18 protein-coding genes are annotated in these 22,379 nt (G+C 72.4%); 8 read left to right on the forward strand and 10 right to left on the reverse strand.

The annotated features are described in order from the left end of the window. Positions 1-54: 54 nt before the first annotated feature. A complete protein-coding gene (gene ybaK / locus ACFRAV_RS07685; RefSeq protein ID WP_382552490.1) occupies positions 55-555 on the forward strand; it encodes a Cys-tRNA(Pro) deacylase in 501 nt (166 codons plus the stop codon). 10 nt (positions 556-565) lie between these two features. Here the strand turns inward: ybaK and ACFRAV_RS07690 are convergent, their stop codons facing one another. The 4 genes from ACFRAV_RS07690 to ACFRAV_RS07705 form a co-directional block, all read right to left on the reverse strand. Continuing rightward, positions 566-1,360, reverse strand: coding sequence for an AAA family ATPase (locus ACFRAV_RS07690; protein ID WP_382552492.1), 795 nt, complete (start codon positions 1,358-1,360; stop codon positions 566-568). A 34-nt stretch (positions 1,361-1,394) separates the two neighbouring features. After that, a complete protein-coding gene (locus ACFRAV_RS07695; protein WP_351114311.1) occupies positions 1,395-2,237 on the reverse strand; it encodes an ABC transporter permease in 843 nt (280 codons plus the stop codon). A 100-nt stretch (positions 2,238-2,337) separates the two neighbouring features. Further along, positions 2,338-3,309, reverse strand: coding sequence for an ABC transporter ATP-binding protein (locus tag ACFRAV_RS07700; RefSeq protein WP_382552526.1), 972 nt, complete (start codon positions 3,307-3,309; stop codon positions 2,338-2,340). 130 nt (positions 3,310-3,439) lie between these two features. Beyond that, complete coding sequence (locus ACFRAV_RS07705) at positions 3,440-4,801, reverse strand: NYN domain-containing protein (RefSeq protein ID WP_382552495.1); 1,362 nt, start codon at positions 4,799-4,801, stop codon at positions 3,440-3,442. 262 nt (positions 4,802-5,063) lie between these two features. Here ACFRAV_RS07705 and ACFRAV_RS07710 point away from each other — a divergent pair, with 262 nt between their 5' ends. Then, positions 5,064-5,231, forward strand: coding sequence for a hypothetical protein (locus ACFRAV_RS07710; protein WP_351114313.1), 168 nt, complete (start codon positions 5,064-5,066; stop codon positions 5,229-5,231). 135 nt (positions 5,232-5,366) lie between these two features. On the opposite strand, the gene dnaE is transcribed toward ACFRAV_RS07710, so the two are convergent. Further along, positions 5,367-8,906, reverse strand: a complete 3,540-nt coding sequence (dnaE, locus tag ACFRAV_RS07715; protein ID WP_382552497.1) for a DNA polymerase III subunit alpha — start codon at positions 8,904-8,906, stop codon at positions 5,367-5,369. Positions 8,907-9,084: 178 nt separating this feature from the next. Between dnaE and ACFRAV_RS07720 the strand changes: the two genes are divergently transcribed. From ACFRAV_RS07720 to ACFRAV_RS07735, 4 genes are all read left to right on the forward strand, one after another. Beyond that, positions 9,085-9,768, forward strand: a complete 684-nt coding sequence (locus ACFRAV_RS07720; RefSeq protein ID WP_382552498.1) for a hypothetical protein — start codon at positions 9,085-9,087, stop codon at positions 9,766-9,768. Between the two features lie 183 nt (positions 9,769-9,951). After that, entirely contained in the window at positions 9,952-10,776 is an 825-nt protein-coding gene (locus ACFRAV_RS07725; RefSeq protein WP_382552500.1) for a thioredoxin domain-containing protein, read from the forward strand. A 102-nt stretch (positions 10,777-10,878) separates the two neighbouring features. Further along, entirely contained in the window at positions 10,879-12,546 is a 1,668-nt protein-coding gene (locus ACFRAV_RS07730; protein ID WP_382552502.1) for an alkaline phosphatase D family protein, read from the forward strand. A 329-nt stretch (positions 12,547-12,875) separates the two neighbouring features. After that, positions 12,876-13,853, forward strand: coding sequence for a zinc metalloprotease (locus ACFRAV_RS07735; RefSeq protein WP_382552504.1), 978 nt, complete (start codon positions 12,876-12,878; stop codon positions 13,851-13,853). A 19-nt stretch (positions 13,854-13,872) separates the two neighbouring features. Here ACFRAV_RS07735 and ACFRAV_RS07740 read toward each other — a convergent pair whose 3' ends face one another. Continuing rightward, positions 13,873-14,442, reverse strand: a complete 570-nt coding sequence (locus tag ACFRAV_RS07740) for a dienelactone hydrolase family protein (RefSeq protein WP_351114325.1) — start codon at positions 14,440-14,442, stop codon at positions 13,873-13,875. Positions 14,443-14,502: 60 nt separating this feature from the next. Here ACFRAV_RS07740 and ACFRAV_RS07745 point away from each other — a divergent pair, with 60 nt between their 5' ends. After that, the gene (locus tag ACFRAV_RS07745; protein WP_382552506.1) at positions 14,503-15,624 is read left to right on the forward strand and encodes a mechanosensitive ion channel family protein; all 1,122 of its coding nucleotides are present in this window, start codon (positions 14,503-14,505) and stop codon (positions 15,622-15,624) included. 52 nt (positions 15,625-15,676) lie between these two features. Here the strand turns inward: ACFRAV_RS07745 and ACFRAV_RS07750 are convergent, their stop codons facing one another. The 4 genes from ACFRAV_RS07750 to ACFRAV_RS07765 all read right to left on the reverse strand — a co-directional run bounded on the left by ACFRAV_RS07750 (position 15,677) and on the right by ACFRAV_RS07765 (position 18,290). Continuing rightward, positions 15,677-16,159 (reverse strand): GNAT family N-acetyltransferase, encoded by a 483-nt coding sequence (locus ACFRAV_RS07750; RefSeq protein WP_382552508.1) that lies wholly within the window; start codon positions 16,157-16,159, stop codon positions 15,677-15,679. Beyond that, positions 16,156-17,100, reverse strand: a complete 945-nt coding sequence (locus ACFRAV_RS07755) for an RluA family pseudouridine synthase (RefSeq protein ID WP_382552510.1) — start codon at positions 17,098-17,100, stop codon at positions 16,156-16,158. Before ACFRAV_RS07755 ends, ACFRAV_RS07750 begins: the two co-directional genes overlap by 4 nt. A gap of 87 nt (positions 17,101-17,187) precedes the next feature. Beyond that, the gene (gene lspA, locus ACFRAV_RS07760) at positions 17,188-17,766 is read right to left on the reverse strand and encodes a signal peptidase II (RefSeq protein WP_382552512.1); all 579 of its coding nucleotides are present in this window, start codon (positions 17,764-17,766) and stop codon (positions 17,188-17,190) included. Between the two features lie 68 nt (positions 17,767-17,834). Further along, on the reverse strand, positions 17,835-18,290 hold the full coding sequence (locus tag ACFRAV_RS07765; RefSeq protein ID WP_382552514.1) for a TraR/DksA family transcriptional regulator: 456 nt from the start codon (positions 18,288-18,290) through the stop codon (positions 17,835-17,837). A 647-nt stretch (positions 18,291-18,937) separates the two neighbouring features. Between ACFRAV_RS07765 and ileS the strand changes: the two genes are divergently transcribed. Next, complete coding sequence (ileS, locus tag ACFRAV_RS07770; protein ID WP_382552516.1) at positions 18,938-22,090, forward strand: isoleucine--tRNA ligase; 3,153 nt, start codon at positions 18,938-18,940, stop codon at positions 22,088-22,090. Positions 22,091-22,379 lie beyond the last annotated feature (289 nt).

A 22,379-nucleotide genomic window follows, 5' to 3' on the forward strand; every position in this document is an offset into this window, starting at 1 on the left:
CGGGGACGCGTCCCGGCCCTGCACCGGGCCGGTGGAGCCGCACAGGACGGGAAGATGGCGAAGAAGTCGAAGAAGCAGCAGTCCGGCGGCACGCCCGCCACGGTCGCGCTGACCGAGGCCGGCGTGGCGTTCACCGTGCACGCCTACGAGCACGACCCCGCGCACCCCTCGTACGGCGAGGAGGCCGCCGAGGCGATGGGCGTGTCGCCGGAGCGGGTGTTCAAGACCCTGGTCGCGGACGTGGACGGCTCCCTGGTGGTGGCCGTGGTGCCGGTGGCCGGGTCGCTGGACCTGAAGGCCCTGGCCTCCGCGGTGGGCGGCAAGCGGGCGGCGATGGCCGACCCCACGCTGGCCGAGCGCACCACGGGGTACGTCCGGGGCGGCATCTCGCCGCTGGGCCAGCGCAAGCGGCTGCGGACGGTGCTGGACGCCTCCGCCGAGGGCCACGGGACGATCTGCGTCTCCGCCGGCCGGCGCGGCCTGGAGGTCGAGCTGTCCCCGAAGGACCTGGCCACCCTGACCGCCGCGGTACTCGCCCCGATCGGGCGGGCGTAGGGACCGGGAACTACTTCTGGAGGCTGACCGTCGGCGCCGGGTCGTCGCCGTCGTCCCGCAGGTCGCCGCCGGGCTCCTCGTCCTCGCGCGGTACGAGGAGCGCCGTGAGGGTCAGGTGGGTCAGCAGGGCGACCACCGGCCAGGCGGCCAGCGCGCTGATCGCGTGGAGTTCCAGCGGCGCGTCGAACCGGACGCCCTCGCCCACCTGGCGGGCGTGCGCCGCCACGTCGCTCGTGGGACCGAGTGACATGCCGGTCTGCCAGGCCACCAGCGACCCGAGCAGCCCGCCGAGGCAGAGCCCCACGACCACCGGCACGCCGCCGCGCCGCGCGAGGAGGAACACCGGCACCGCGCTGAGCAGTCCGAACCCGGCGGCCAGCAGGGTGAACGTTCCGTCCGCCCCGACCGCCTGCTCGCCCTCGATGTCCGCGAGGAAGGCCACCCACCGGCCGTCGGACACCTCGCCCACCAGCGGCACCCGCGGCGCCAGCCAGACCCAGAGCAGCCCCAGCAGCAGTCCGGCCGCGGTGAGCGCGCACAGCACCAGCGCGGCCTGGCGCAGCTCGGTGCGCAGGCCGGGGCCGTCCTCCAGGTACGCCCGCACGGCGGAGCGCGGCGCGTACCGGTGGGAGCCGCCGGCCGGCTCGCCGGCCGTGGCGCCCTCGCCGTGCCGCTCGGCGGCCTGCGACCCGCCGGGCGCCGGGGAGCCGCCGTACACCGTGGCGCCGTCGGCGGTGCCGTCCTGGGCGGTGCCGTCCTGGGAGGAGGACTGCGGGTGCGGAGGAGGAGTCAGAGGTGCGGTCACCCTGACATCGTGCCAGGCCGGGCCGGACGGCGCGTCACCGGACGGCGGCCCTGCGGTAGGCCCAGGTGGCCACGGCCAGCGAGATGACGCCGACGACGGCGCAGACGGCGAGGTCGCCCAGCACGAGGGCCCAGTCCGGCCGCGCGCCGAAGGAGCGGGTGAACGCCTCGACCGCGTAGGTGGAGGGCAGCAGGTCCCGGGCCAGGGCGACCGCCTGCGGCATCCGGGAGGCGGGCAGCACGCCCAGCAGCAGCGCCGCGGACATGCCGAGCTGCCCCAGCAGGGTGGCCAGCTCGGGCCGGGGCGCGAGCAGCCCGCAGGCCGCGCCGAGCCCGGCGAGGGCGGCCCCAGCCAGCGGCACCACGGCGGCCAGCACCCACAGGTGGGTGAGCGGCAGGCCGAAGAGCAGGCACCCGAAGACGGCCGTGACCACGGTCCCCGGCACGGTGAAGGAGGCGTACGCGGCGGCCGCGCCCAGCACCACCGCGGCGGGCGGCACGGGCAGGGTGGCGTAGTGGTCGAGCCCGCCGCCGGCCCGCAGCTGGCCGAAGTACTGGGAGAGCAGGTTGAGCGCCACGAAGGCGACGACCAGCACGGAGGAGCCGGCGACCACGGCCCGCGCCTCGTCGCCGCCGTCCACCACGCCGCGCATCAGGATCATGATGCCGACGGACTGGAACGTGGCCACGAACAGCAGGGGGATCCGCGCGACCCGGGCCCGGGAGAGCTGGGCCCGGTAGACGGCGTCGAGGGCCGGCCACAGCCGGGTCCGGGGCCCGAGCTCGGCGCACGCCATGGGGGCGGCACCCGTCGGCTGCGGGGCCGCGGCGGGCGCCGGTACCGTGCCCGGCCGCGTCTCGGCGGGTACGACGCTCACTGGCTGCTCCTCATCGTCGACGCGGTCGCCGGCGTGCCGGGGGCCGCGGTCCGCACGCCGTGCTTGCCCGGGGCCGCGGTCCGCACGCCGTCCGGGGTCCTCACGCCTTCACCAGTCCCCGGGCCTCGCCGCCGAGCGCCAGGTAGACGTCCTCCAGGCTCGGCGTGGCCAGGGTGAAGTCGTCCAGCGCGGCGAAGGCCGCCCCGCCGGTGACGGCGCCGACGGCGGCCCGCGCCTCGTCGGGGGCGAGCCGCAGCGTCCAGCGGCGCCCGGACTCGACGGCACGTCCGCGCAGCGCGGCCACCTCGGGCACGTGCAGCGGGGCGCTCTCCCGCCAGACCAGGTCGACGCGGACCTCGTCGGCGACGCGCTCCTTGAGGCCCGAGGGGGTGTCGCAGGCGATGACCCGGCCCCGGTCGAGCACGGCGACCCGGTCCAGCACGGTCTCCGCCTCGATGACGTTGTGGGTGACCAGCAGCACCGTCGCCCCGCGCTCGGCGCGGCGGCGGTCGACGGCGGACCAGACGGCGCGGCGGGCGACCGGGTCCATGCCGGTGGTCGGCTCGTCGAGGACCAGCAGGGGGCGCTCGCCGACCAGCGCGGTGGCGAAGCAGGCGAGCCGGCGCTGGCCGCCGGACAGCTTGCGCAGGGCCCGGCCGGCGAGGGGGGCGAGGCCGAGTTCGTCGAGGACCGCGTCCCGCTCGGCGCGCGCGGCGCGTACGTCGAGCCCGCGCAGCCGGCCGGTGGTCTCCACGGCCAGCGAGACGGTCAGCTCGTCCAGGGCGGTGGACTCCTGGCCGAGGTAGGCGAGGATCCGCGAGGCGCGCTCGGGGTGGCGGACGATGTCGTGACCGTAGAGGGTGACGCTGCCGCGGTCGGGCCGCATCAGCCCGGTGATCTGCCGGACCAGGGTGGATTTGCCGGCGCCGTTGGGGCCGAGCAGGCCGAAGATCTCGCCGCGCCGGATCTCCAGGCTGACGGCGTCGGTGGCCCGCACCTCCGGGGTGCCGGGCGCGCCGCGGCGGCCGCGGCCGGCCGGATAGGTCTTGGTGAGGTCACGCACCGCGCACACGGCCTCGGGGTGAGGGGACGGCGGTGCGGAGCGTGCGTTCACAAGGGATGAGCCTACGGGGTGCCCGACTCGGCCCGAAATTCAACCCCGCCGCCGACGGCGTCCCGCCCGGGGCCCGGCGAGGTGCGGTTCACTCGGCGACGGCCGGGCGCTCGGCCCCGGTGTGGCTGTCGACCTCGCGCCAGAACCCCGCACGGATGGCGTAACGGTCGTGCTCGTCGATCTGGTCGTCCTTGTGCGCGAGCAGCCCGAAGCGGGCGGCGTAGCGCAGCAGTTCGCCGTCCACGCGGTGCGGGATGCGGGGGTACTCCGCGGAGAGCCTGCCCAGGCAGGCGGTGTCGGTGACCCGCTGGATCCAGCGGCGGGCGAAGACCTGGCCGACCTCGTAGGCGTCGCCGCCGACGCTGGTGATGTCCTCCTCGTGGTCGGCCCACCGCTGCTCGGCGCTGGTGAGCTGGGCCAGCGTGGGCAGGGTGGCGGCCTCGGAGGACTCCGTCGGCGTGCCGGGGCGCTCGACCCAGCCGCGGTCGGAGGACCAGCGCAGGGTGGCGGTGGCGGGCTGCGGCGCGGGGGCGACGGTGGCCGGGGGGCCGGGGGCGCGCAGGGCGGCGAGGTCCTTCGGGGTGGGCACGCCCTTGGTGGCCGGCACCCGGTCGGCGCCCCCGTCAACGGCAACGCCGTCGCCGTTGACGGCGTTGCCGTCGAGCGGGCTTCCGTTGAGTGCGCTTCCGTCGAGCGGGCCGCCGTGGTGGGGGTTTCCGGGGTGGGGGTTTCCGTTGTGGGGGTTTCCGTTGTGGGGGTTTCCGTTGACGGAGGCGGGGTGGGAGCCGTCGTGGGCGGAGGGCTGCCGGTCGCCCTGGGCGGGGGGTTCGCCTGGCGGGGCGGAGAGGATGGCGGCGATCTCGGGCCGCGGCGCGGGCTGCGGCGGGCAGGCTCCGGTGAGGTCGCGGGCGCGGACGGCCTGGGTGATCCAGGCCCGGTCGAGGACGCGGCGTTCGTCGGCCTCGGCGACCAGGTCCTCGGACTGGTTGTAGTTGTTGTCGGCGGCCTGCACGGCCCAGAGGTGGACGGCGACGCCGTGCTCCTTGGCGGACATCATCCCGGGCAGCAGGTCGCCGTCGCCGGTCACCAGGACGATGTCGGAGCAGGCGCGGTTGCGGGCCAGTTCGGTCAGTTCGGCGTGCATGGCCGCGTCGACGCCCTTCTGCGCCCAACGTCCCTCGGAACGCGTGAGGGCGCCGAGGCGGACGGTGACCCGGGGCATCACCCGCAGTCTGCGGTGCTCCGGCTGCGGGACCCGGTCGGGGGCTCCGTCGAACCAGTAGATACGCAGCAGGGGTTGCCGGGTGTCGGCCTCCGCGCGTTCGCGCAGGCCCTGGACGAGGGCGGCGTGGTCGACGGAGATGCGGGACCGCGAGGGCTCTCCGGCGAGGAGGCTGGCGGCGGCACCCAGCAGATATCCGGCGTCCACCAGGACGATGCAGCGGTCCACGCGGTCACCCTCTTTCCTCTGTCCGGGGAGGTGTGCTTCGGGCTCGCTTCGAGTCTGCCCCAGCACGAGGGTCCACACGGCCCGAACTCGATCTTCGGCGTGGCGTTTGGCCGTGCGGCGCCCGGCCGCCGCGGTCCTTGGCGGCGCCGCACCCCAACGGGCCTGTCACAGACGGTAGTCGTCCGACATGCGTGCGTGAGCGGCCTGTGTGAGTCTGAATTCGGCTCTGGCCCACCGATTCCCCCACAGGAGGAAGATCACCATGGCCAAGAACAAGAACACCCGCAAGCCCGCCCAGCGCGCCGCCCGGTCGGACCGTCCGCAGCACCGCTCGGACGAGGCCGCGCCGCACCAGTCCACGGTCGCGCAGGTCCAGGGCAGCCCGGCGGACGTCGCGCGCAACAAGCAGCGCCGTTTCGGCCACAACTGACGCGCGACTGAAGCGCACGTCGCGCACCACTGACGCGCGCGTCGCGCACGTCGCGCCCTCAGGGGCCTGCCCGGGCTCGCACCGCGAGCCGAGGCGGGCCCCTGAAGCGTTCCGAGGCCTTGGATACCGCCCGGTTCAGCCCGCCAGGCAGGACGGGCCGAGCAGCACCTTGAGGTCGCCGTAGAGGGCGGGGTCGGGCTTCACCCGGTGCCGGTCCAGGCGCAGCACGGTCGTCTTGCGCGGGCCCTGCAGCTTGATCCGCACCTCGCTGTCGCCCTTGTGGCTGGAGAGGATCTCCCCGAGCCGGGTCACCATGGGCGGGGTGACGCGGGTGGCCGGGATGGTGAGCACCACCGGCGCGTTGGTCCCGGCGTTGGACAGGTCGGGGACCATCAGCTCCATGGCGACCAGTCGCGGCACGTCCTCGCGCTTGTCGAGGCGGCCCTTGACGAAGACGACGGCGTCCTCGACGAGCTGGGTGGAGACCAGCTGGTAGGTGGCGGGGAAGAACATGCAGTCGATGGAGCCGGCCAGGTCCTCGACGGTGGCGATGGCCCAGGCGTTGCCCTGCTTGGTCATCTTGCGCTGGATGCCGGAGATGATGCCGCCGATGGTGACGACCGCGCCGTCCCCGTAGTCGCCGCCGGTGAGCTGGGCGATACCGGCGTCCGCCTTGTCGGACAGGACGTTTTCCAGGCCGAAGAGCGGGTGGTCGGAGACGTACAGGCCGAGCATCTCCCGCTCCTGGGCGAGCAGGTAGGTCTTCTCCCACTCGTCGGTGGAGAACTCGACGTCGAGCCCGAAGCCGGGCTCGTCGGCGCCCTCGTCGCCCATGCCGCCGAAGAGGTCGAACTGACCCTCGGCCTCCTTGCGCTTGACCTGGACCACGTTGTCGATCATCGGCTCGTACTGGGCGATCAGACCCTTGCGGGTGTGCCCCATGGAGTCGAAGGCGCCGGCCTTGATCAGTGACTCGGTGGTGCGCTTGTTGCAGACCACGGCCTCGACCTTGTCGAGGTAGTCGGGGAAGGAGGAGAACTTCCCCTTGGCCTTGCGGGTCCTGATCACCGAGTCGACGACGTTGGAGCCGACGTTGCGGACCGCGGAGAGGCCGAAGAGGATCACGTCGTCGCCCTGGGCGGCGAAGTTGGGCTCGGACTCGTTGACGTTCGGCGGGAGCACCTTGATGCCCATGCGGCGGCACTCGTTGAGGTAGACCGCGGACTTGTCCTTGTCGTCCTTCACCGAGGTGAGCAGACCGGCCATGTACTCGGCCGGGTGGTTGGCCTTGAGGTAGGCCGTCCAGTAGGAGACCAGGCCGTAGGCGGCGGAGTGCGCCTTGTTGAACGCGTAGCCGGCGAAGGGCACCAGCACGTCCCAGAGCGCCTGGATCGCCTCGTCGCTGTAGCCGTTCTTGCGGGCGCCGGCCTGGAAGATGGTGAAGTTCTTGGCCAGTTCGTCGGGCTTCTTCTTGCCCATCACGCGGCGCAGGATGTCGGCCTCGCCGAGCGAGTAGCCGGCGACGATCTGGGCGGCCTTCTGCACCTGCTCCTGGTACACGATCAGGCCGTAGGTGACCGCCAGGACCTCCTCGAGGGGCTCCTCGAGCTCCTTGTGGATCGGCGTGATCTCCTGCTGCTTGTTCTTGCGGAGCGCGTAGTTGATGTGCGAGTTCATGCCCATCGGGCCCGGCCGGTACAGGGCCGAGACGGCGGAGATGTCCTCGAAGTTGTCGGGCTTCATCATGCGCAGCAGGGAGCGCATGGGGCCGCCGTCGAACTGGAAGACGCCGAGGGTGTCGCCCCGCTGGAGGAGCTCGAAGGTCGTCGGGTCGTCGAGCGGGAGGCTCAGGAGATCGATGTCGATCCCCTTGTTGGCCTTCACCATCTTGACGGCGTCGTCCATGATCGTGAGGTTGCGCAGGCCGAGGAAGTCCATCTTCAGCAGGCCGAGCGACTCGCAGCTCGGGTAGTCCCACTGCGTGATGGTGACGCCGTCGGTGTGCCGGACCCAGACCGGGACGTGGTCGGTGATGGTCTCGCTGGACATGATGACGCCGGCGGCGTGCACGCCCATCTGCCGCACCAGGCCCTCGACGCCCATGGCGGTGTCGATGACCTTCTTGACGTCCGCCTCGTTCTCGTACATCGACCGGATCTCGCCGGCCTCCGAGTAACGGGGGTGCTTGGGGTCGGTGATGCCGGAGAGCGGGATGCCCTTGCCGAGGACGTCGGCGGGCATCGCCTTGGTGAGGCGGTCGCCCATCGCGTACGGGTAGCCGAGGACGCGGGCGGAGTCCTTGATGGCGTTCTTGGCCTTGATCGTGCCGTAGGTGCCGATCATGGCGACCTTGTCGGCGCCGTACTTCTCGGTGACGTAGCGGATCACCTCGACGCGCCTGCGCTCGTCGAAGTCGATGTCGACGTCGGGCATGGAGACGCGCTCGGGGTTGAGGAAGCGCTCGAAGATCAGGCCGTGCGGGATCGGGTCGAGGTCGGTGATGCCCATCGCGTAGGCGACGATCGAGCCGGCCGCGGAGCCTCGGCCCGGGCCCACCGCGATGCCGTTGTCCTTGGCCCAGTTGATGAAGTCGGCGACCACCAGGAAGTAGCCGGGGAACCCCATCTGGATGATGACGTCCATCTCGTAGTCGGCCTGCCGCTGCCGGTCCTCGGGGATGCCGCCCGGGTAGCGGCGCTCCATGCCGCGGCGGACCTCCTCCTGGAACCAGGTGACCTCGGTGTAGCCCTCCGGGATGTCGAACTTCGGCATGAGGTCGCGCTTCTCGAACATGCCGGTGGTGTCGATCTGTTCGGCGACCAGGAGGGTGTTGCGGCAGCCCTCCTGCCAGGCGTCGGAGGAGTCGATGGCGTACATCTCCTCCGTCGACTTCAGGTAGTAGCCGGTCCCGTCGAACCTGAAGCGGTCGGGGTCGGAGAGGTTCTTGCCGGTCTGGATGCACAGCAGCGCGTCGTGGGCGGTGGCCTCGTGCGCGTAGGTGTAGTGCGAGTCGTTGGTGACCAGCGGCGGGATGCCGAGCTTCTTCCCGATCTCCAGGAGGCCTTCGCGGACCCGGTGCTCGATGTCGATGCCGTGGTCCATCAGCTCCAGGAAGTACCGGTCCTTGCCGAAGATGTCCTGGTAGTCGGCGGCCGCCTTGACCGCCTCGTCGAACTGGCCGAGCCGCAGCCGGGTCTGGACCTCGCCGGAGGGGCAGCCGGTGGAGGCGATCAGGCCCTCGGACCACTGGGAGATGGTCTCCTTGTCCATCCGGGGCCACTTCTGCAGCCAGCCCTCCTTGTAGGCGTCCGAGGAGAGCCGGAAGATGTTGTGCAGGCCGGTGGCGTTCGCCGCCCAGATGGTCTTGTGGGTGTAACCGCCGGAGCCCGAGACGTCGTCGCGCTTCTGGTGCGGCTGGCCCCACTGGATCTTGCGCTTGTTGCGCCGCGACTCGGGGGCGACGTACGCCTCGATACCGATGATCGGCGTGACCCCGGCCTTCTTCGCGGTGTGGAAGAAGTCGTAGGCCCCGTGCAGGTTGCCGTGGTCGGACATGGCGATGTGCGTCATGCCCATGTCCTGGCAGGCCTGGAACATGTCCTTGAGCCGCGCGGCACCGTCCAGCAGCGAGTACTGGGTGTGGACGTGCAGGTGCGTGAAGGGCGGCTTCGACACGGGTGGGGCCTCCTGAGGAGCACGGGTCGGGGGGTGCGCGTGGTCCGACGGGTCGGTCTCGAATTCTATGCCCCGCCACCGACAACCCGGGGCATCGGGAACGTTCCCGGCTCCGGCCGGTGGCCACCGTCACCTTTTACCAGTCCTTTAACCAGCGGCGTGCCAGACTTTCCGCGAGATGGACAGGTCCCGGGCCCCCCTGAGAGCCGCGCGCGCGGTGCTGTTCACGGCACTGGCCGTGACGGTCGGCAGCGCGTCCCACGTGCTGCTCTCGGGCGCGCCGCTGCCGCTGTCCACGGTGGCCGCGGTCTGCGCGGCCGTCTTCGTGGCGGCCTGGGCGCTGGCCGGCCGGGAGCGCCGCTTCGGGTCGATCGCGGCCCTGCTGGTCCCCCTGGAACTCGCCGTCGACACGGTCTTCACCTCCGGCCAGCACGCCTGCTACGGCGCGGCCGGCGGGCCGGTGACCGGTCCCCTGCACTCCGTCGGCCTCGACCTGCTCTGCGCCGGGACCCCGGTGGGCGCGTCCCTGGCGCCCGCCGCCTCCCCGGAGGGCGCCGCCGCGGTGCTCGCCGGGAGCGGGCCGGGCGCGGCCTGGGCGCTGCTCGCCTGTCACGTCGGGGTGGGGCTGCTGGCCGCCGCCTGGCTGAGCCGCGGCGAGCGCGCGCTGGGCCAGGTGCTGCGCGCCGTCGCCGCGACCACCTTCCGTCCGCTGCTGGTGGCCTTCGCCACCGTCGCGGCGCCCGCCGTCCGCGTGCCGCGGCCCGTCGTCCGCGCCACCGCGGCCGGGGCCCCGCGGATCCGGTACCTGGTGCGCTCCCTCGGGCTGCGCGGGCCTCCCGCCGCGTACGCCGCCGCCGCCTGACCCGCGGCTCCTCGCGGTCCCCCGTCCCGGCCCCGCCGGAGCCCGTCACCAGGCCGCCCTCGCGTGCGAGCGCGCCGTGACGCGCCCGCGCACGCCGTCGGCCTCCCGGGCCCTCGCGGCTCCTCGGCTTTCCAGCACCATGGCTTGTCCCATGCTTCCTTCCCCCTTGTTCAGGAGAACCCCATGAGCCAGCGCAACTCCCAGGCCGCCAAGACCGCCGCCCGCGAGCGCCTGCGTCAGGAGCGCGAGCGCGAGGCCAAGCGCGCGAAGACCAAGCGCCAGGTCGTCGTGGCCGTGTCCGTCGTGGCCGGCCTCGCGATAGCCGGCGGCGTCGCCTACGGCATCGCCCAGGCCAACAAGCCCTCCGCCTGGGAGGCGGCCGAGACCGCGAAGCTGGTCGCGCCCGCCAACACCGAGGGCAAGAACGGCCTGAACGTCGTCATCGGCAAGGCCGAGGCCAAGAAGACCCTGGCCGTCTACGAGGACCCGCGCTGCCCGGTGTGCGCCGCCTTCGAGCAGACCGTCGGCGAGACGCTCCGCAAGGGCATGGACGACGGCAAGTACAAGGTGCAGTTCGTCGGCGCCACCTTCCTCGACGGCAACCTCACGGGCGAGGGCTCCAAGAACGCCCTGAGCGCCCTGGGCGCCGCGCTGGACGTCAGCCCCGAGGCGTTCCTCGACTACAAGGCCGCCCTGTACTCCGCGAAGTTCCACCCGGAGGAGTCCACCGACAAGTTCGCCGACGACGACTACCTGATCAAGGTCGCCAACTCGGTCGACGCCCTCAAGGGCAACAAGGACTTCGAGAAGGACGTCACGGGCGGCACCTTCGACCGCTGGGCGCTGGACATGAGCAAGAAGTTCGACTCCGACGGCGAGAAGTACGGCTTCAAGGGCACCCCGTCCCTCGTCATGGACGGCAAGATCGTCACCGACGCCAACGGCCAGAACGCGCCGATGACGGCCGAGGACTTCACCACGGCCATGGACAAGGCCCTGAAGGGCTGATTCCGGGCCGGCCCCGGCCGGTGGCCGAATAGCTGTGGAAGAGCGGGCGAACTCTTGTGAGTTCGCTCGCTCTTGCATGTACGCGTCAGTAGCCTCCGGCCCATGAGCCGACAGAGACCGACCTCGGACGCCCTCGCCCCCGTCTTCCCCTCCCCCGCCGCCTCCCCCAGCCGCCGCACGGTGGTCAAGGCAGCCGCGGCCGGAGCCGTGCTGGCCGCGCCGCTGGCCGCCGCCGCGCCGGCCCTGGCCGCCGCCGCCCCCGCCTTCCTGCACGGCGTCGCCTCCGGCGACCCGCTGCCCGACGGCGTCCTGCTGTGGACCCGGGTGACTCCCTCGCCCGAGGCGACGCCGGGCTCCGGGGCCGGGGAGGACACCCCGGTGGAGTGGGTGATCGCCACCGACCGGGCCCTGTCCGGCGTGGTGGCCCGCGGCACGGTCACCGCCACCGCCGCCTCCGACCACACCGTGAAGGCCGACGTGCGCGGTCTGCGCCCGGCCACCGACTACTTCTTCCGCTTCACCGCCGGCGGCGTCCACTCCCCCGTCGCCCGCACCCGCACCGCGCCCGCCGCCGACGCCGCGGTGACCGGCCTGCGCTTCGGCGTGGTCTCCTGCGCCAACTACGAGTCGGGTTACTTCTCGCCGTACCGGCACCTGGCCGGCCGCGGCGACCTGGACGCCTGGCTGCACCTGGGCGACTACATCTACGAGTACGCCGGCGGCGCCTACGCCTACGGCGGGGTGGTCCGCCCGCATCGGCCCGAACACGAGATCCTCACCCTCGCCGACTACCGGATGCGGCACGCCCGGTACAAGACGGACCAGGACCTCCAGGCACTGCACGCCACCGCCCCCTGCGTCGCCATCTGGGACGACCACGAGATAGCCAACGACACCTGGTCCGGCGGCGCGGAGAACCACACCGAGGGCGCCGAGGGGACCTGGGTGGCCCGCCGGGCGGCCGCCAAGCAGGCCTACTTCGAGTGGATGCCGGTCCGTCCCGCGATCGCCGGCACCACCTACCGCCGGCTGCGCTTCGGCAAGCTGGCCGACCTCTCGCTGCTGGACCTGCGCAGCTTCCGCTCCCAGCAGGTCTCGTCGGCGGGCGGTTCGGTGGACGACCCGGACCGCACCCTCACCGGCCGCGCCCAGATGGACTGGCTGAAATCCGGCCTCTCCGCCTCGGACACCACCTGGCGGCTGGTGGGCAACTCCGTCATGATCGCGCCGTTCTCGGTGGCGCAGCTGCCGGAGTTCGTCCGCGAACCGCTCGGCGAGCTGCTGGGTCTGCCGGACCTCGCCATCAGCGTGGACCAGTGGGACGGCTACACCGACGACCGCAAGGAGCTCATCTCCCACCTGCGGACCGGCGGCATCCGCAACACGGTCTTCCTGACCGGCGACATCCACATGGCCTTCGCCAACGACGTGCCGGTCAACGCCACCACCTACCCGCTGACCGCCTCGGCGGCCACCGAGTTCGTCGTCACCTCGGTGACCTCGGACAACCTCAACGACTACGTGGGCGTGTCGGAGGGGACGATCACGGCGGTCGCCTCCCCGGCCATCCGCGCCATGAACCGGCACGTGAAGTTCGTCGACACCGACCAGCACGGGTACGGCGTGTTCTCGGTGACGCCCGAGCGGGCGCAGATGGACTACTACCGCGTCTCCGACCGCACCGATCCGTCCGCCACCTCCCACTGGGTGCGGTCGTACCGCACGCTCAGCGGCACACAGAAGGCGGAGCGGACCTATGACCCGGTGTAGTCGACGCGCGTAACACGCGAAGGTCGATTTTCAGCCACGCAGCCCGACGAGGCCCCACGGTTACGAGCGCATGACAGGTGCATACCAGCTCCTTGTCATGACCGAACCAATCCGGACACTTGGACCCTCGCCGACCGTCGCACGTGACGCCGCCGCCCCCTCCGCAAGGGGTGGCGGCGTCCGGCGTGCCCGATTGCCCCGGTCTGCACCCGTCCCCATCAGGCCGGATCCGCACCTGTCCGGCTTCGCCATGTCCACGTAATGTCCGGGCAGCGGCCAGGTAGATCCCTGCGCGCGCCCCGTCCCTCCGCACGAGCAAGGAGCTCACCATGCGTGCGTTCGCCCGGATATCCCCTCAGATGCGCCGTCGCCTCCTCGGCGCCGCCGCCGTGGCCGGATCTCTCGCCCTCGCCCCGGTCTCCGCCCCGACGACGCTGGCCGCGGCCCCCGCCGCCAAGGTCGCCGCCGCCGACCACTGCGAGGACACCGCGGGCTCCGCGGCCCGTCAGGCGAAGGGCCACGAGCACGGCGCCGCCGACCCGAACGAGGTCACCGCCGCCAAGGCCAAGGCCATGCAGGCCGACCTGGAGAAGGCGCTGGCCGGGAAGCGGACCGCCCCGTCGGCCGCCGCGGTCTCCGCGACCATCCCGGTGTACTTCCACGTCATCACCGACGGCACCAAGGGCAACCTGACGTCCACCGAGATCAACAACCAGATCAGCGTGCTGAACAACGCCTACGCCGGCCAGGGCACGGGCAACGTCGCCACCGGCTTCCAGTTCTCGCTGGCCGCCGTCGACTACACGAACAACGCGACCTGGTACAACGTGAGCTCCGGCTCCGCCGCGGAGAAGGCCATGAAGACGGCCCTCCGCAAGGGCGGCAAGAACGCCCTCAACATCTACACCGCCAACCTCGGCGGTGGCCTGCTCGGCTGGGCGACCTTCCCGACCTCCAACATCGGCTCGCAGGACGGCGTGGTCATGCTGGACGAGTCGCTCCCGGGCGGCACCGCGACCAACTACAACCAGGGCGACACCGCCACCCACGAGGTCGGCCACTGGCTGGGCCTCTACCACACCTTCCAGGGCGGCTGCAACGGCAACGGCGACTACGTCTCCGACACCGCCCCCGAGGCCAGCCCGGCCTACGAGTGCCCGACCGGCCGCGACACCTGCACCAAGTCCACCGGCGCCGACCCGATCCACAACTTCATGGACTACACGTACGACTCCTGCATGTACCAGTTCACCGCCGGCCAGGTGACCCGCATGCAGCAGGCGTGGACCGCCTACCGCGCGGGCTGAACCACCGCCTGACCGCGGACTAGAGCGCGTCGAGGAAGCCGAGCGCCACCCTCCAGGTGGCCTCGGCCGCCTCGGCGTCGTGGTCCGGAAGACCGGGGTCGGTGTAGAGATGACCGGCCCCGGGATACCGGTAGATCTCCACGTCCGCGCCGGCCCGGCGCATCTGCAGGTACCAGGAGCTCAGCCAGTCGTCCGTCTCGAACGGATCGGGCTCCGCCACGTGGAGCTGCACCGGCAGGTCGTCCACCGCGGTGTTCGCCGCGAGGTCCGAGGTGCCGTGCAGGAGCAGCAGGCCGCGTGCCTTGTCGTCGCCCAGCGCCAGGGTCTGCGCGGTGGCCGCGCCCAGCGAGAAGCCGGCGTACACCAGCCCCCGCTCCGAGTAGGGCGCCGCCGCCAGTACCGCCCGCTTCAGCAGTTCATCCGCGCCGATCGCGGCGTGGTGGTCCATGCCCTCCTCGACCGTGTCGAAGACCCGTCCTCCGAAGAGGTCCGGGGTCCACACCTGGTGGCCCGCCGCGCGCAGCCGGTCGGCCGCCTCGTGGACGGCGGGGCGCAGGCCGTAGGTCGAGTGGAAGAGCATCACGTTCATGCGTCAATGCTCACACGACCTCCGTGTTCACATCTCCCCGGTGCGGGATAAGCGCCCCTGATGGAGAACGTCATGCGTCCGCTCATCGTCGTCGGCGGCTCGGTCCTCCTCACCCTCCTCATCGGGTGGGCCACGGACCTGCTGCTCCGCAAGGCCGACGAGCGCCACCCGGAGACCCCTGCCTGGGGTCTGCTGAGGCGTGCTCGTATCCCCTACCAGATAGCCCTGTGCGTCGCCCTGCTGCGCGCCTCCTACGACGAGGCGCAGATCGGCGGCCCGTACCGGGTGCTGATCGGCCGCGTCATCACCCTGGTCCTCATCGGCGCCACCGCCTGGCTGCTGATCCGCATCGCGGCGGCGATCGTGGAGGCGACCTACGACCGGTACGCCAGGGTCCACCGCGATCCGGCGCGGGTGCGCCGGGTGCGCACCCAGGTCGAGCTGATCATGCGGGTGGTCACCGCGATCGTCGGTGTGGTCGCCGTCGCCGCGATGCTGCTCACCTTCCCCGCGATGCGCGCGGCCGGCACCTCGCTGCTGGCCTCCGCGGGTCTCCTCGGCATCGTCGCCGGCGTCGCCGCGCAGTCCACCCTGAGCAACGTCTTCGCCGGTCTGCAGATCGCCTTCGGCGACATGGTCCGCATCGGCGACACCGTGGTCGTCGAGGGCGAGTGGGGCACCGTCGAGGAGATCACCCTGACCTTCCTGACCGTGCGCACCTGGGACGAGCGCAGCTTCACGATGCCGGTGTCCTACTTCACGTCCAAGCCGTTCGAGAACTGGTCCCGCGGCGGCGCCCAGATGACCGGCGTCGTCTACTGGCACCTGGACCACCGGGCCCCGGTGGAGGCGATGCGCGACAAGCTCCGCGACATCCTGCGCCACTGCCCGGCCTGGGACGGCCGCGCCCACGGCGTGCAGGTCACCGACACCACGCCGACCACCATGGAGGTCCGGGCGCTGGTCACCGCCAAGGACGCGGACGACATCTGGACGGTCCGGGTCACCGTCCGCGAGGAGATGCTGCGCTGGCTGGTGGCCGAGCACCCCTACGCGCTGCCGCGCATCGTGACGGCCACGCCGGAGACGCCGATGAACCTGCCGCTGCCCACCGCCGAGCAGCCCGGGCAGGCGGCCCGCGCCGCGCGCGACGGCATGCCGAAGCCCCGGCTCGAGAATTGAGCCGGGGCTCCGGGGGCCACGGCGAGGACCGCTCGTCGGCGGTCCCGGTGGGCTACAGGCCGCGCCGCATCGACCGGTGCGGGATGCCGGCGTCGTCGAAGACCGGGCCGTAGGCCCGGTAGCCGAGCCGTTCGTAGAAGCCCAGGGCGTGCACCTGCGCCCCGAGGTCGACCACACCGAGCCCGCGCTCGCGCGCCGCGTCCTCGATGCCCCGCACCAGCGCCACGCCGACACCGAGGCCGCGGGCCTCCGGCAGCACCGCGAGCCGGCCCAGCGAGCCGACCGACGGGTCCCCGCCGGTCTTCTTCGCGGCCACCTCGCCGTACAGCAGCCGGCCGGTGCCCAGCGGGGCGCCGTCCTCCTCGCGGACGGCCAGCACGTGCACGGCGTGGGCGTCCAGCGCGTCGTACTCGACGTCCTCGGGCACGCCCTGCTCGACGACGAAGACCTGCTTGCGAACCCGGAAGCAGGCCTCGCGCCCGGCCGGGTCCTCGACGACCCGGACCACGACGGACCGCGCGGTGGGGGCGCTCACGCGTAGGTCTCCTCACGCACCTTGTCGAGGGCCTGGCTCAGGTCCTGCGGGTAGTCGCTGGCGAACTCGACCCACTCGCCGGTGCCGGGGTGCTCCAGGCCGAGGCGCACGGCGTGCAGCCACTGGCGGGTCAGGCCGAGCCGCTTGGCCAGCGTCGGGTCCGCCCCGTAGGTGAGGTCGCCGACGCAGGGGTGCCGGTGGGCCGACATGTGCACGCGGATCTGGTGGGTGCGGCCGGTCTCCAGCTTGACGTCCAGCAGGGACGCCGCGCGGAAGGCCTCGATGAGGTCGTAGTGGGTGACCGACGGCTTGCCCTCGGCGGTGACCGCCCACTTCCAGTCGCTGCTGGGGTGGCGGCCGATGGGCGCGTCGATGGTGCCGCTGGTCGGGTCCGGGTGGCCCTGCACCAGGGTGTGGTAGCGCTTGTCGACCGTGCGCTCCTTGAACTGGCGCTTGAGCGACGTGTACGCGTGCTCGGACTTGGCGACGACCATCAGGCCGGAGGTGCCGACGTCCAGGCGGTGCACGATGCCCTGGCGCTCGGCGGCGCCGGAGGTGGAGATGCGGTAGCCGGCCGCGGCCAGGCCGCCGATCACGGTGGTGCCGTTCCAGCCGGGCGAGGGGTGCGCGGCCACGCCGACCGGCTTGACGATCACGACGATGTCGTCGTCGTCGTGAACGATCTCCATGCCCTCGACGGGCTCGGCGACCACCTGCACGGGGGCGGGGGCCTGGGGCATCTCCACCTCGAGCCAGGCGCCGCCGGAGACGCGCTCGGACTTGCCGACGACCACCCCGTCGACCAGCACCTTGCCCGACGCGGCCAGCTCGGCCGCCTTGGTACGGGAGAAGCCGAACATCCGGGAGATGGCGGCGTCGACGCGCTCGCCCTCCAGGCCGTCCGGCACGGGCAGGGTTCGGATCTCGGGAATCGTGCTCACCCGTCGAGTATGCCGGACGGGTGACACGGCACGGCGCGCGGCCATGTGCGGCCGCTCCCCGGGGAGAGGCCGCCGCCGCGTCGCGCGTCAGTCCTTGTGGACCGTGCCGTCCGGGTCCAGGCCCTTGAAGGAGAGCAGCACGATCAGGATGCCGCCGCAGACGATCGCCGCGTCCGCCAGGTTGAACACCGCGAAGTGCTTGGGCGCGACGAAGTCGACCACCGCGCCCTCGAAGACGCCCGGCGAGCGGAAGATCCGGTCGGTGAGGTTGCCCAGCGCGCCGCCCAGCAGCAGGCCGAGGGCCACCGCCCACGGCGCGCTGTAGAGCTTGCGGGCGAGACGGAAGATCACCACGATCACGGCGGCCGCGATCACCGTGAAGATGATGGTGAACGCCTCGCCGAAGCCGAAGGCGGCGCCCGGGTTGCGGATCACGTCCAGGCGCAGCCACTCGCCGAGCAGCTCGACGGAGCGGTTCCCCGGCTCCAGTTCGGCCACCACGATCAGCTTGCTGACCAGGTCGAGGACGTACGCCAGTACGGCGACGAGGACGAGCGCGGTGACGCGCCGCTTGCCCCGCGGGGGCTGCCCCTCCTCGTTCTCCTCCGGGGCTGCCGCCTCGTCCGGAGTCTCCGGCGTACCGATGATGCGCTCCGCCTCTGCCACGTGAGTCCTTCGGCCTGGTTACCTGACTGGAAGGAGAGCGTACGGCACGGCCGCGGCGACCGCTGTGGTCAGTGCCTCCTCTCCTGCTTCTGCTTGCACTCCACGCACAGGGTGGCGCGCGGGAAGGCCTGCATGCGGGCCTTGCCGATGGCGTTTCCGCAGCTCTCGCACCGGCCGTAGGCGCCGGCGTCCAGCCGCTCCAGGGCGTGCTCGGTCTGGGTCAGCGTCTCGTTGGCCGCCGACGCCAGCGCCAGTTCGTGCTCGCGGGTGATGTTCTTCGCACCGGTGTCGGCCTGGTCGTCGCCGGCCCCGTCACCGGAGTCGCGCATCAGCCGGGCCAGGGCGCGTTCCGCCGAGGCGATCTCCTCGCGCAGTCTCGCGGCCTCGCCCTCGAGTTCCGAGCGGGCCTCCTCGACCTCTTCCCGGGTCCACGGGTCCTCGCCGGGGCGGACCGCGAGGTCTCCCGGCTCCACCCGCGCCTTCGCCACCGCCGCCGCCGTGGCCGCACTCTTCCCGTTGGTCACGCCCCTGCCTCTCGTCCCGGGCGCGGCCGACGCCGCACCACGCTGCCCGACCCGCTCGGTCCGGCGCCGCTCGCGCGGCGGCGCCCTTCTTCCCGCCCTGCCGCGGTTCAGTCGCCCGCGGGCCCTCACGTGCTGTGATCCTGCTCGCGCATCGTGCTGGGACCATAGATCGGCCCGGCACCGGCGGCAACGGGGCTCGCCGCTGCATGCGTTGTGCCCATCTGCGGGCCCGGTATGCGCGGCACGGGGGCCGAACGGGTGCCCAGGCCGGCGGAGGCTCCCGGGGCCCCGGGAAAGCCGTCACCGTCACCCGCTGTCGCCCCTTACACTGGCCGCAGCGACAAGGCGTGGATGGGACGAGTAGCGTCGCCCGCAGCCCAGAGCGACCCGGGGACGGTGGGAGCCCGGGGGCGAGCACGACGTGAAGATCACCCCGGAGCCGCCGGAAGAACGCCCGGAGCACCCGCAGGCAGGACGCGGGGGCCGGGCGGGTAGACCCGGCAGTCGTGACCCGAATGAGGGGGTCACCGGGCGCGCGCGAGCGGGCACCGGCGGCCAAGGAGGGTGGTACCGCGGGACCGCGCCGACGGCGCACGGCTCTCGTCCCTCCGACGGAAGGCAGCAACGTCCGTTGGAGGAAGCCGCTGATGACAGCGCCGACGTACCGCCAGGTTCCCGCTCAGGTCGACCTGCCCGCGCTCGAGCACGCCGTGCTCGACTTCTGGCAGGACCAGAAGATCTTCGCCAAGTCGCTGGAGCGGTCCGAGGGCCGCCCGGAGTGGGTGTTCTACGAGGGCCCGCCCACCGCGAACGGCATGCCCGGCGCCCACCACATCGAGGCCCGCGTCTTCAAGGACGTCTTCCCCCGCTTCCGCACCATGCGCGGCTACCACGTGGCCCGCAAGGCGGGCTGGGACTGCCACGGCCTGCCCGTGGAGCTCGCGGTGGAGAAGGAGCTCGGCTTCACCGGCAAGAAGGACATCGAGAACTACGGCATCGCCGCGTTCAACGCGAAGTGCCGGGAGTCCGTCACCCGTCACACCGACGCGTTCACCGAGCTGACGACCCGCATGGGCTACTGGGTCGACCTCGACGACGCGTACCGCACCATGGACCCCGAGTACGTCGACTCGGTCTGGTGGTCGCTGAAGCAGATCTTCGAGAAGGGCCACCTGGTCCAGGACCACCGTGTCGCCCCCTGGTGCCCGCGCTGCGGCACCGGCCTGTCCGACCACGAGCTGGCCCAGGGCTACGAGACGGTCGTCGACCCCTCCGTCTACGTCCGCTTCCCGCTGACCTCCGGCCCGCTGGCCGGCCAGGCCTCCCTGCTGGTGTGGACGACCACCCCGTGGACGCTGGTCTCCAACACCGCGGTCGCCGCCCACCCGGAGGTGACCTACGTGGTCGCCACCGACGGCAGCGAGAAGCTGGTCGTCGCCGAGCCGCTGGTCGCCAAGGCCCTCGGTGAGGGCTGGGAGACCACCGGGGAGAGCTTCACCGGCGCCGAGATGGAGCGCTGGACCTACCGGCGGCCCTTCGACCTGGTGGAGTTCCCGGCCGGGTCCGAGGCCCACTACGTCGTCAACGCCGAGTACGTGACCACCGAGGACGGCACGGGTCTGGTCCACCAGTCCCCCGCGTTCGGTGAGGACGACCTCAAGGTCTGCCGCGGCTACGGCATGCCGGTGGTCAACCCGGTCCGCCCCGACGGCACCTTCGAGGAGGACCTCCCGCTGGTCGGCGGCGTCTTCTTCAAGAAGGCCGACGAGGCGCTGACCGCGGACCTGCAGGAGCGCGGGCTGCTCTTCCTGCACCTGCCCTACGAGCACAGCTACCCGCACTGCTGGCGCTGCCACACCGCGCTCCTCTACTACGCGCAGCCGTCCTGGTACATCCGCACCACCGCGGTCAAGGACCGGCTGATCGAGGAGAACGAGAAGACCAACTGGTTCCCCTCCAGCGTCAAGCACGGCCGCTTCGGCGACTGGCTGAACAACAACATCGACTGGGCGCTCTCCCGCTCCCGCTACTGGGGCACCCCGCTGCCGATCTGGCGCTGCGAGGAGGGCCACCTGACCTGTGTCGGCTCCCGCGCCGAGCTCTCCGGGCTCACCGGCGCCGACCAGTCGGGCCTCGACCCGCACCGCCCGTACATCGACGACGTCACCTTCGGCTGCCCCGAGGCCGGCTGCGCGCACACCGCGGTCCGCGTCCCCGAGGTCATCGACGCCTGGTACGACTCGGGCTCCATGCCGTTCGCCCAGTACGGCTACCCGTACAAGAACAAGGAGCTCTTCGAGAGCCGCTACCCGGCGCAGTTCATCTCCGAGGCGATCGACCAGACCCGCGGCTGGTTCTACACGCTGATGGCGGTCGGCACGCTGGTCTTCGACAAGTCGTCCTACGAGAACGTGGTCTGCCTGGGCCACATCCTCGCCGAGGACGGCCGCAAGATGTCCAAGCACCTGGGCAACATCCTCCAGCCGATCCCGCTGATGGACCAGCACGGCGCCGACGCGGTGCGCTGGTTCATGGCGGCCGGCGGCTCCCCCTGGGCGGCCCGCCGGGTCGGTCACGGCACCATCCAGGAGGTCGTCCGCAAGACGCTCCTCACCTACTGGAACACCGTCGCCTTCCAGGCCCTGTACGCCCGTACCGCGGGCTGGGCGCCGAGCGAGGCGGACCCGGCGCCGGCCGAGCGGCCGATCCTGGACCGCTGGCTGCTGTCCGAGCTGCACGCGCTCACCGACGGCGTGACGAAGGCGCTGGAGGCCTACGACACCCAGCGGGCGGGCAAGCTGCTCTCCGCCTTCGTGGACGACCTGTCCAACTGGTACGTGCGCCGCTCCCGCCGCCGTTTCTGGCAGGGCGACAGGGCCGCGCTGCGGACCCTGCACGACGCGGTGGTGACGGTCACTCAGCTGATGGCCCCGCTCACCCCGTTCATCACCGAGCGGGTCTGGCAGGACCTGGTCGTCCCGGTGGTCCCGGACGCCCCGGAGTCGGTCCACCTGTCCGCCTGGCCCGAGGCCGACCTGGACGCGGTGGACGCCGAGCTCTCGCAGCAGATGACGCTGGTGCGCCGCCTGGTGGAGCTGGGCCGCGCCACGCGCGCCGAGTCGGGGGTCAAGACCCGTCAGCCGCTCTCGCGGGCGCTGGTCGCGGTCTCCGGCTTCGAGCGGCTCGGCGAGGAGATGCGGGCGCAGATCACCGAGGAGCTGAACGTGGCCGCGCTGGCCTCGCTCTCCGAGGTGGGCGGCTCGCTGGTCGACACCACGGTGAAGGCCAACTTCCGCGCGCTGGGCAAGCGGTTCGGCAAGCGGGTGCAGGAGGTCGCCAAGGCGATCGCGGCGACGGACGCGGCGGCGCTGTCCGCCTCGCTGCGGGAGACGGGTTCCGCCTCGGTGGAGGTCGAGGGCGAGCAGGTCGCCCTCTCCCCCGAGGAGGTCATCGTGACGGAGACCCCGCGCGAGGGCTGGTCGGTCGCCTCCGACTCGGGCGCGACGGTCGCCCTGGACCTGGAGATCACCGAGGAGCTGCGGCGGGCGGGCCTGGCCCGTGACGCGATCCGGCTGATCCAGGAGGCCCGCAAGAACAGCGGCCTGGACGTCGCGGACCGCATCGCGCTGCGGTGGACTTCCGCGAACGCGGCGGTCGTCGAGGCGCTCACCGCGCACGCGGGGCTGGTCTCCGACGAGGTCCTCGCCACGGACTTCGCCCAGGGTGAGGCCGACGACACCTTCGGCGCGGACTTCACCGACGAGGGCCTGTCCCTCACCTTCCGCCTCCGCAAGGCGTAACACCCCCAGCCGCGCCCGAGGCCCGGTCCCCCGCAACGGGGGCCGGGCCTCGCCGCACCCCTGCCCTGCGGAGCGAACCGTCACGCGTGAACGGGCCTGCCCGCACCCCCTGCGGGCGGCCGGGAGGCCCAGGGGGCGGCACGGGCGGGCGCAAGCGGTGCGTTCCCGCGGGGCGGTTCCCCGCAAGGCCCCGGGGTCCGGGGCGGAGCCCCGGTTTCGGGAAGGGGCGGGGTGGGGGAAAGGCCGCGCGCAGCGACCCCGCCCCCTCCGGCCGCGGCGGACGCGAAAA

The sequence above is a fragment of the Streptomyces sp. NPDC056600 genome, assembly GCF_042792855.1.
Classification (GTDB): domain Bacteria; phylum Actinomycetota; class Actinomycetes; order Streptomycetales; family Streptomycetaceae; genus Streptomyces.

Coding starts and splice junctions, on each gene's coding strand:
- ybaK (WP_382552490.1), top strand. CDS start 55: ATGGCGAAGAAGTCGAAGAAGCAGCAGTCCGGCGGCACGCCCGCCACG.
- ileS (WP_382552516.1), top strand. CDS start 18,938: ATGACAGCGCCGACGTACCGCCAGGTTCCCGCTCAGGTCGACCTGCCC.
- ACFRAV_RS07730 (WP_382552502.1), top strand. CDS start 10,879: ATGAGCCGACAGAGACCGACCTCGGACGCCCTCGCCCCCGTCTTCCCC.
- ACFRAV_RS07720 (WP_382552498.1), top strand. CDS start 9,085: ATGGACAGGTCCCGGGCCCCCCTGAGAGCCGCGCGCGCGGTGCTGTTC.
- ACFRAV_RS07740 (WP_351114325.1), bottom strand. CDS start 14,442: ATGAACGTGATGCTCTTCCACTCGACCTACGGCCTGCGCCCCGCCGTC.
- ACFRAV_RS07735 (WP_382552504.1), top strand. CDS start 12,876: ATGCGTGCGTTCGCCCGGATATCCCCTCAGATGCGCCGTCGCCTCCTC.
- ACFRAV_RS07725 (WP_382552500.1), top strand. CDS start 9,952: ATGAGCCAGCGCAACTCCCAGGCCGCCAAGACCGCCGCCCGCGAGCGC.
- ACFRAV_RS07710 (WP_351114313.1), top strand. CDS start 5,064: ATGGCCAAGAACAAGAACACCCGCAAGCCCGCCCAGCGCGCCGCCCGG.
- ACFRAV_RS07745 (WP_382552506.1), top strand. CDS start 14,503: ATGGAGAACGTCATGCGTCCGCTCATCGTCGTCGGCGGCTCGGTCCTC.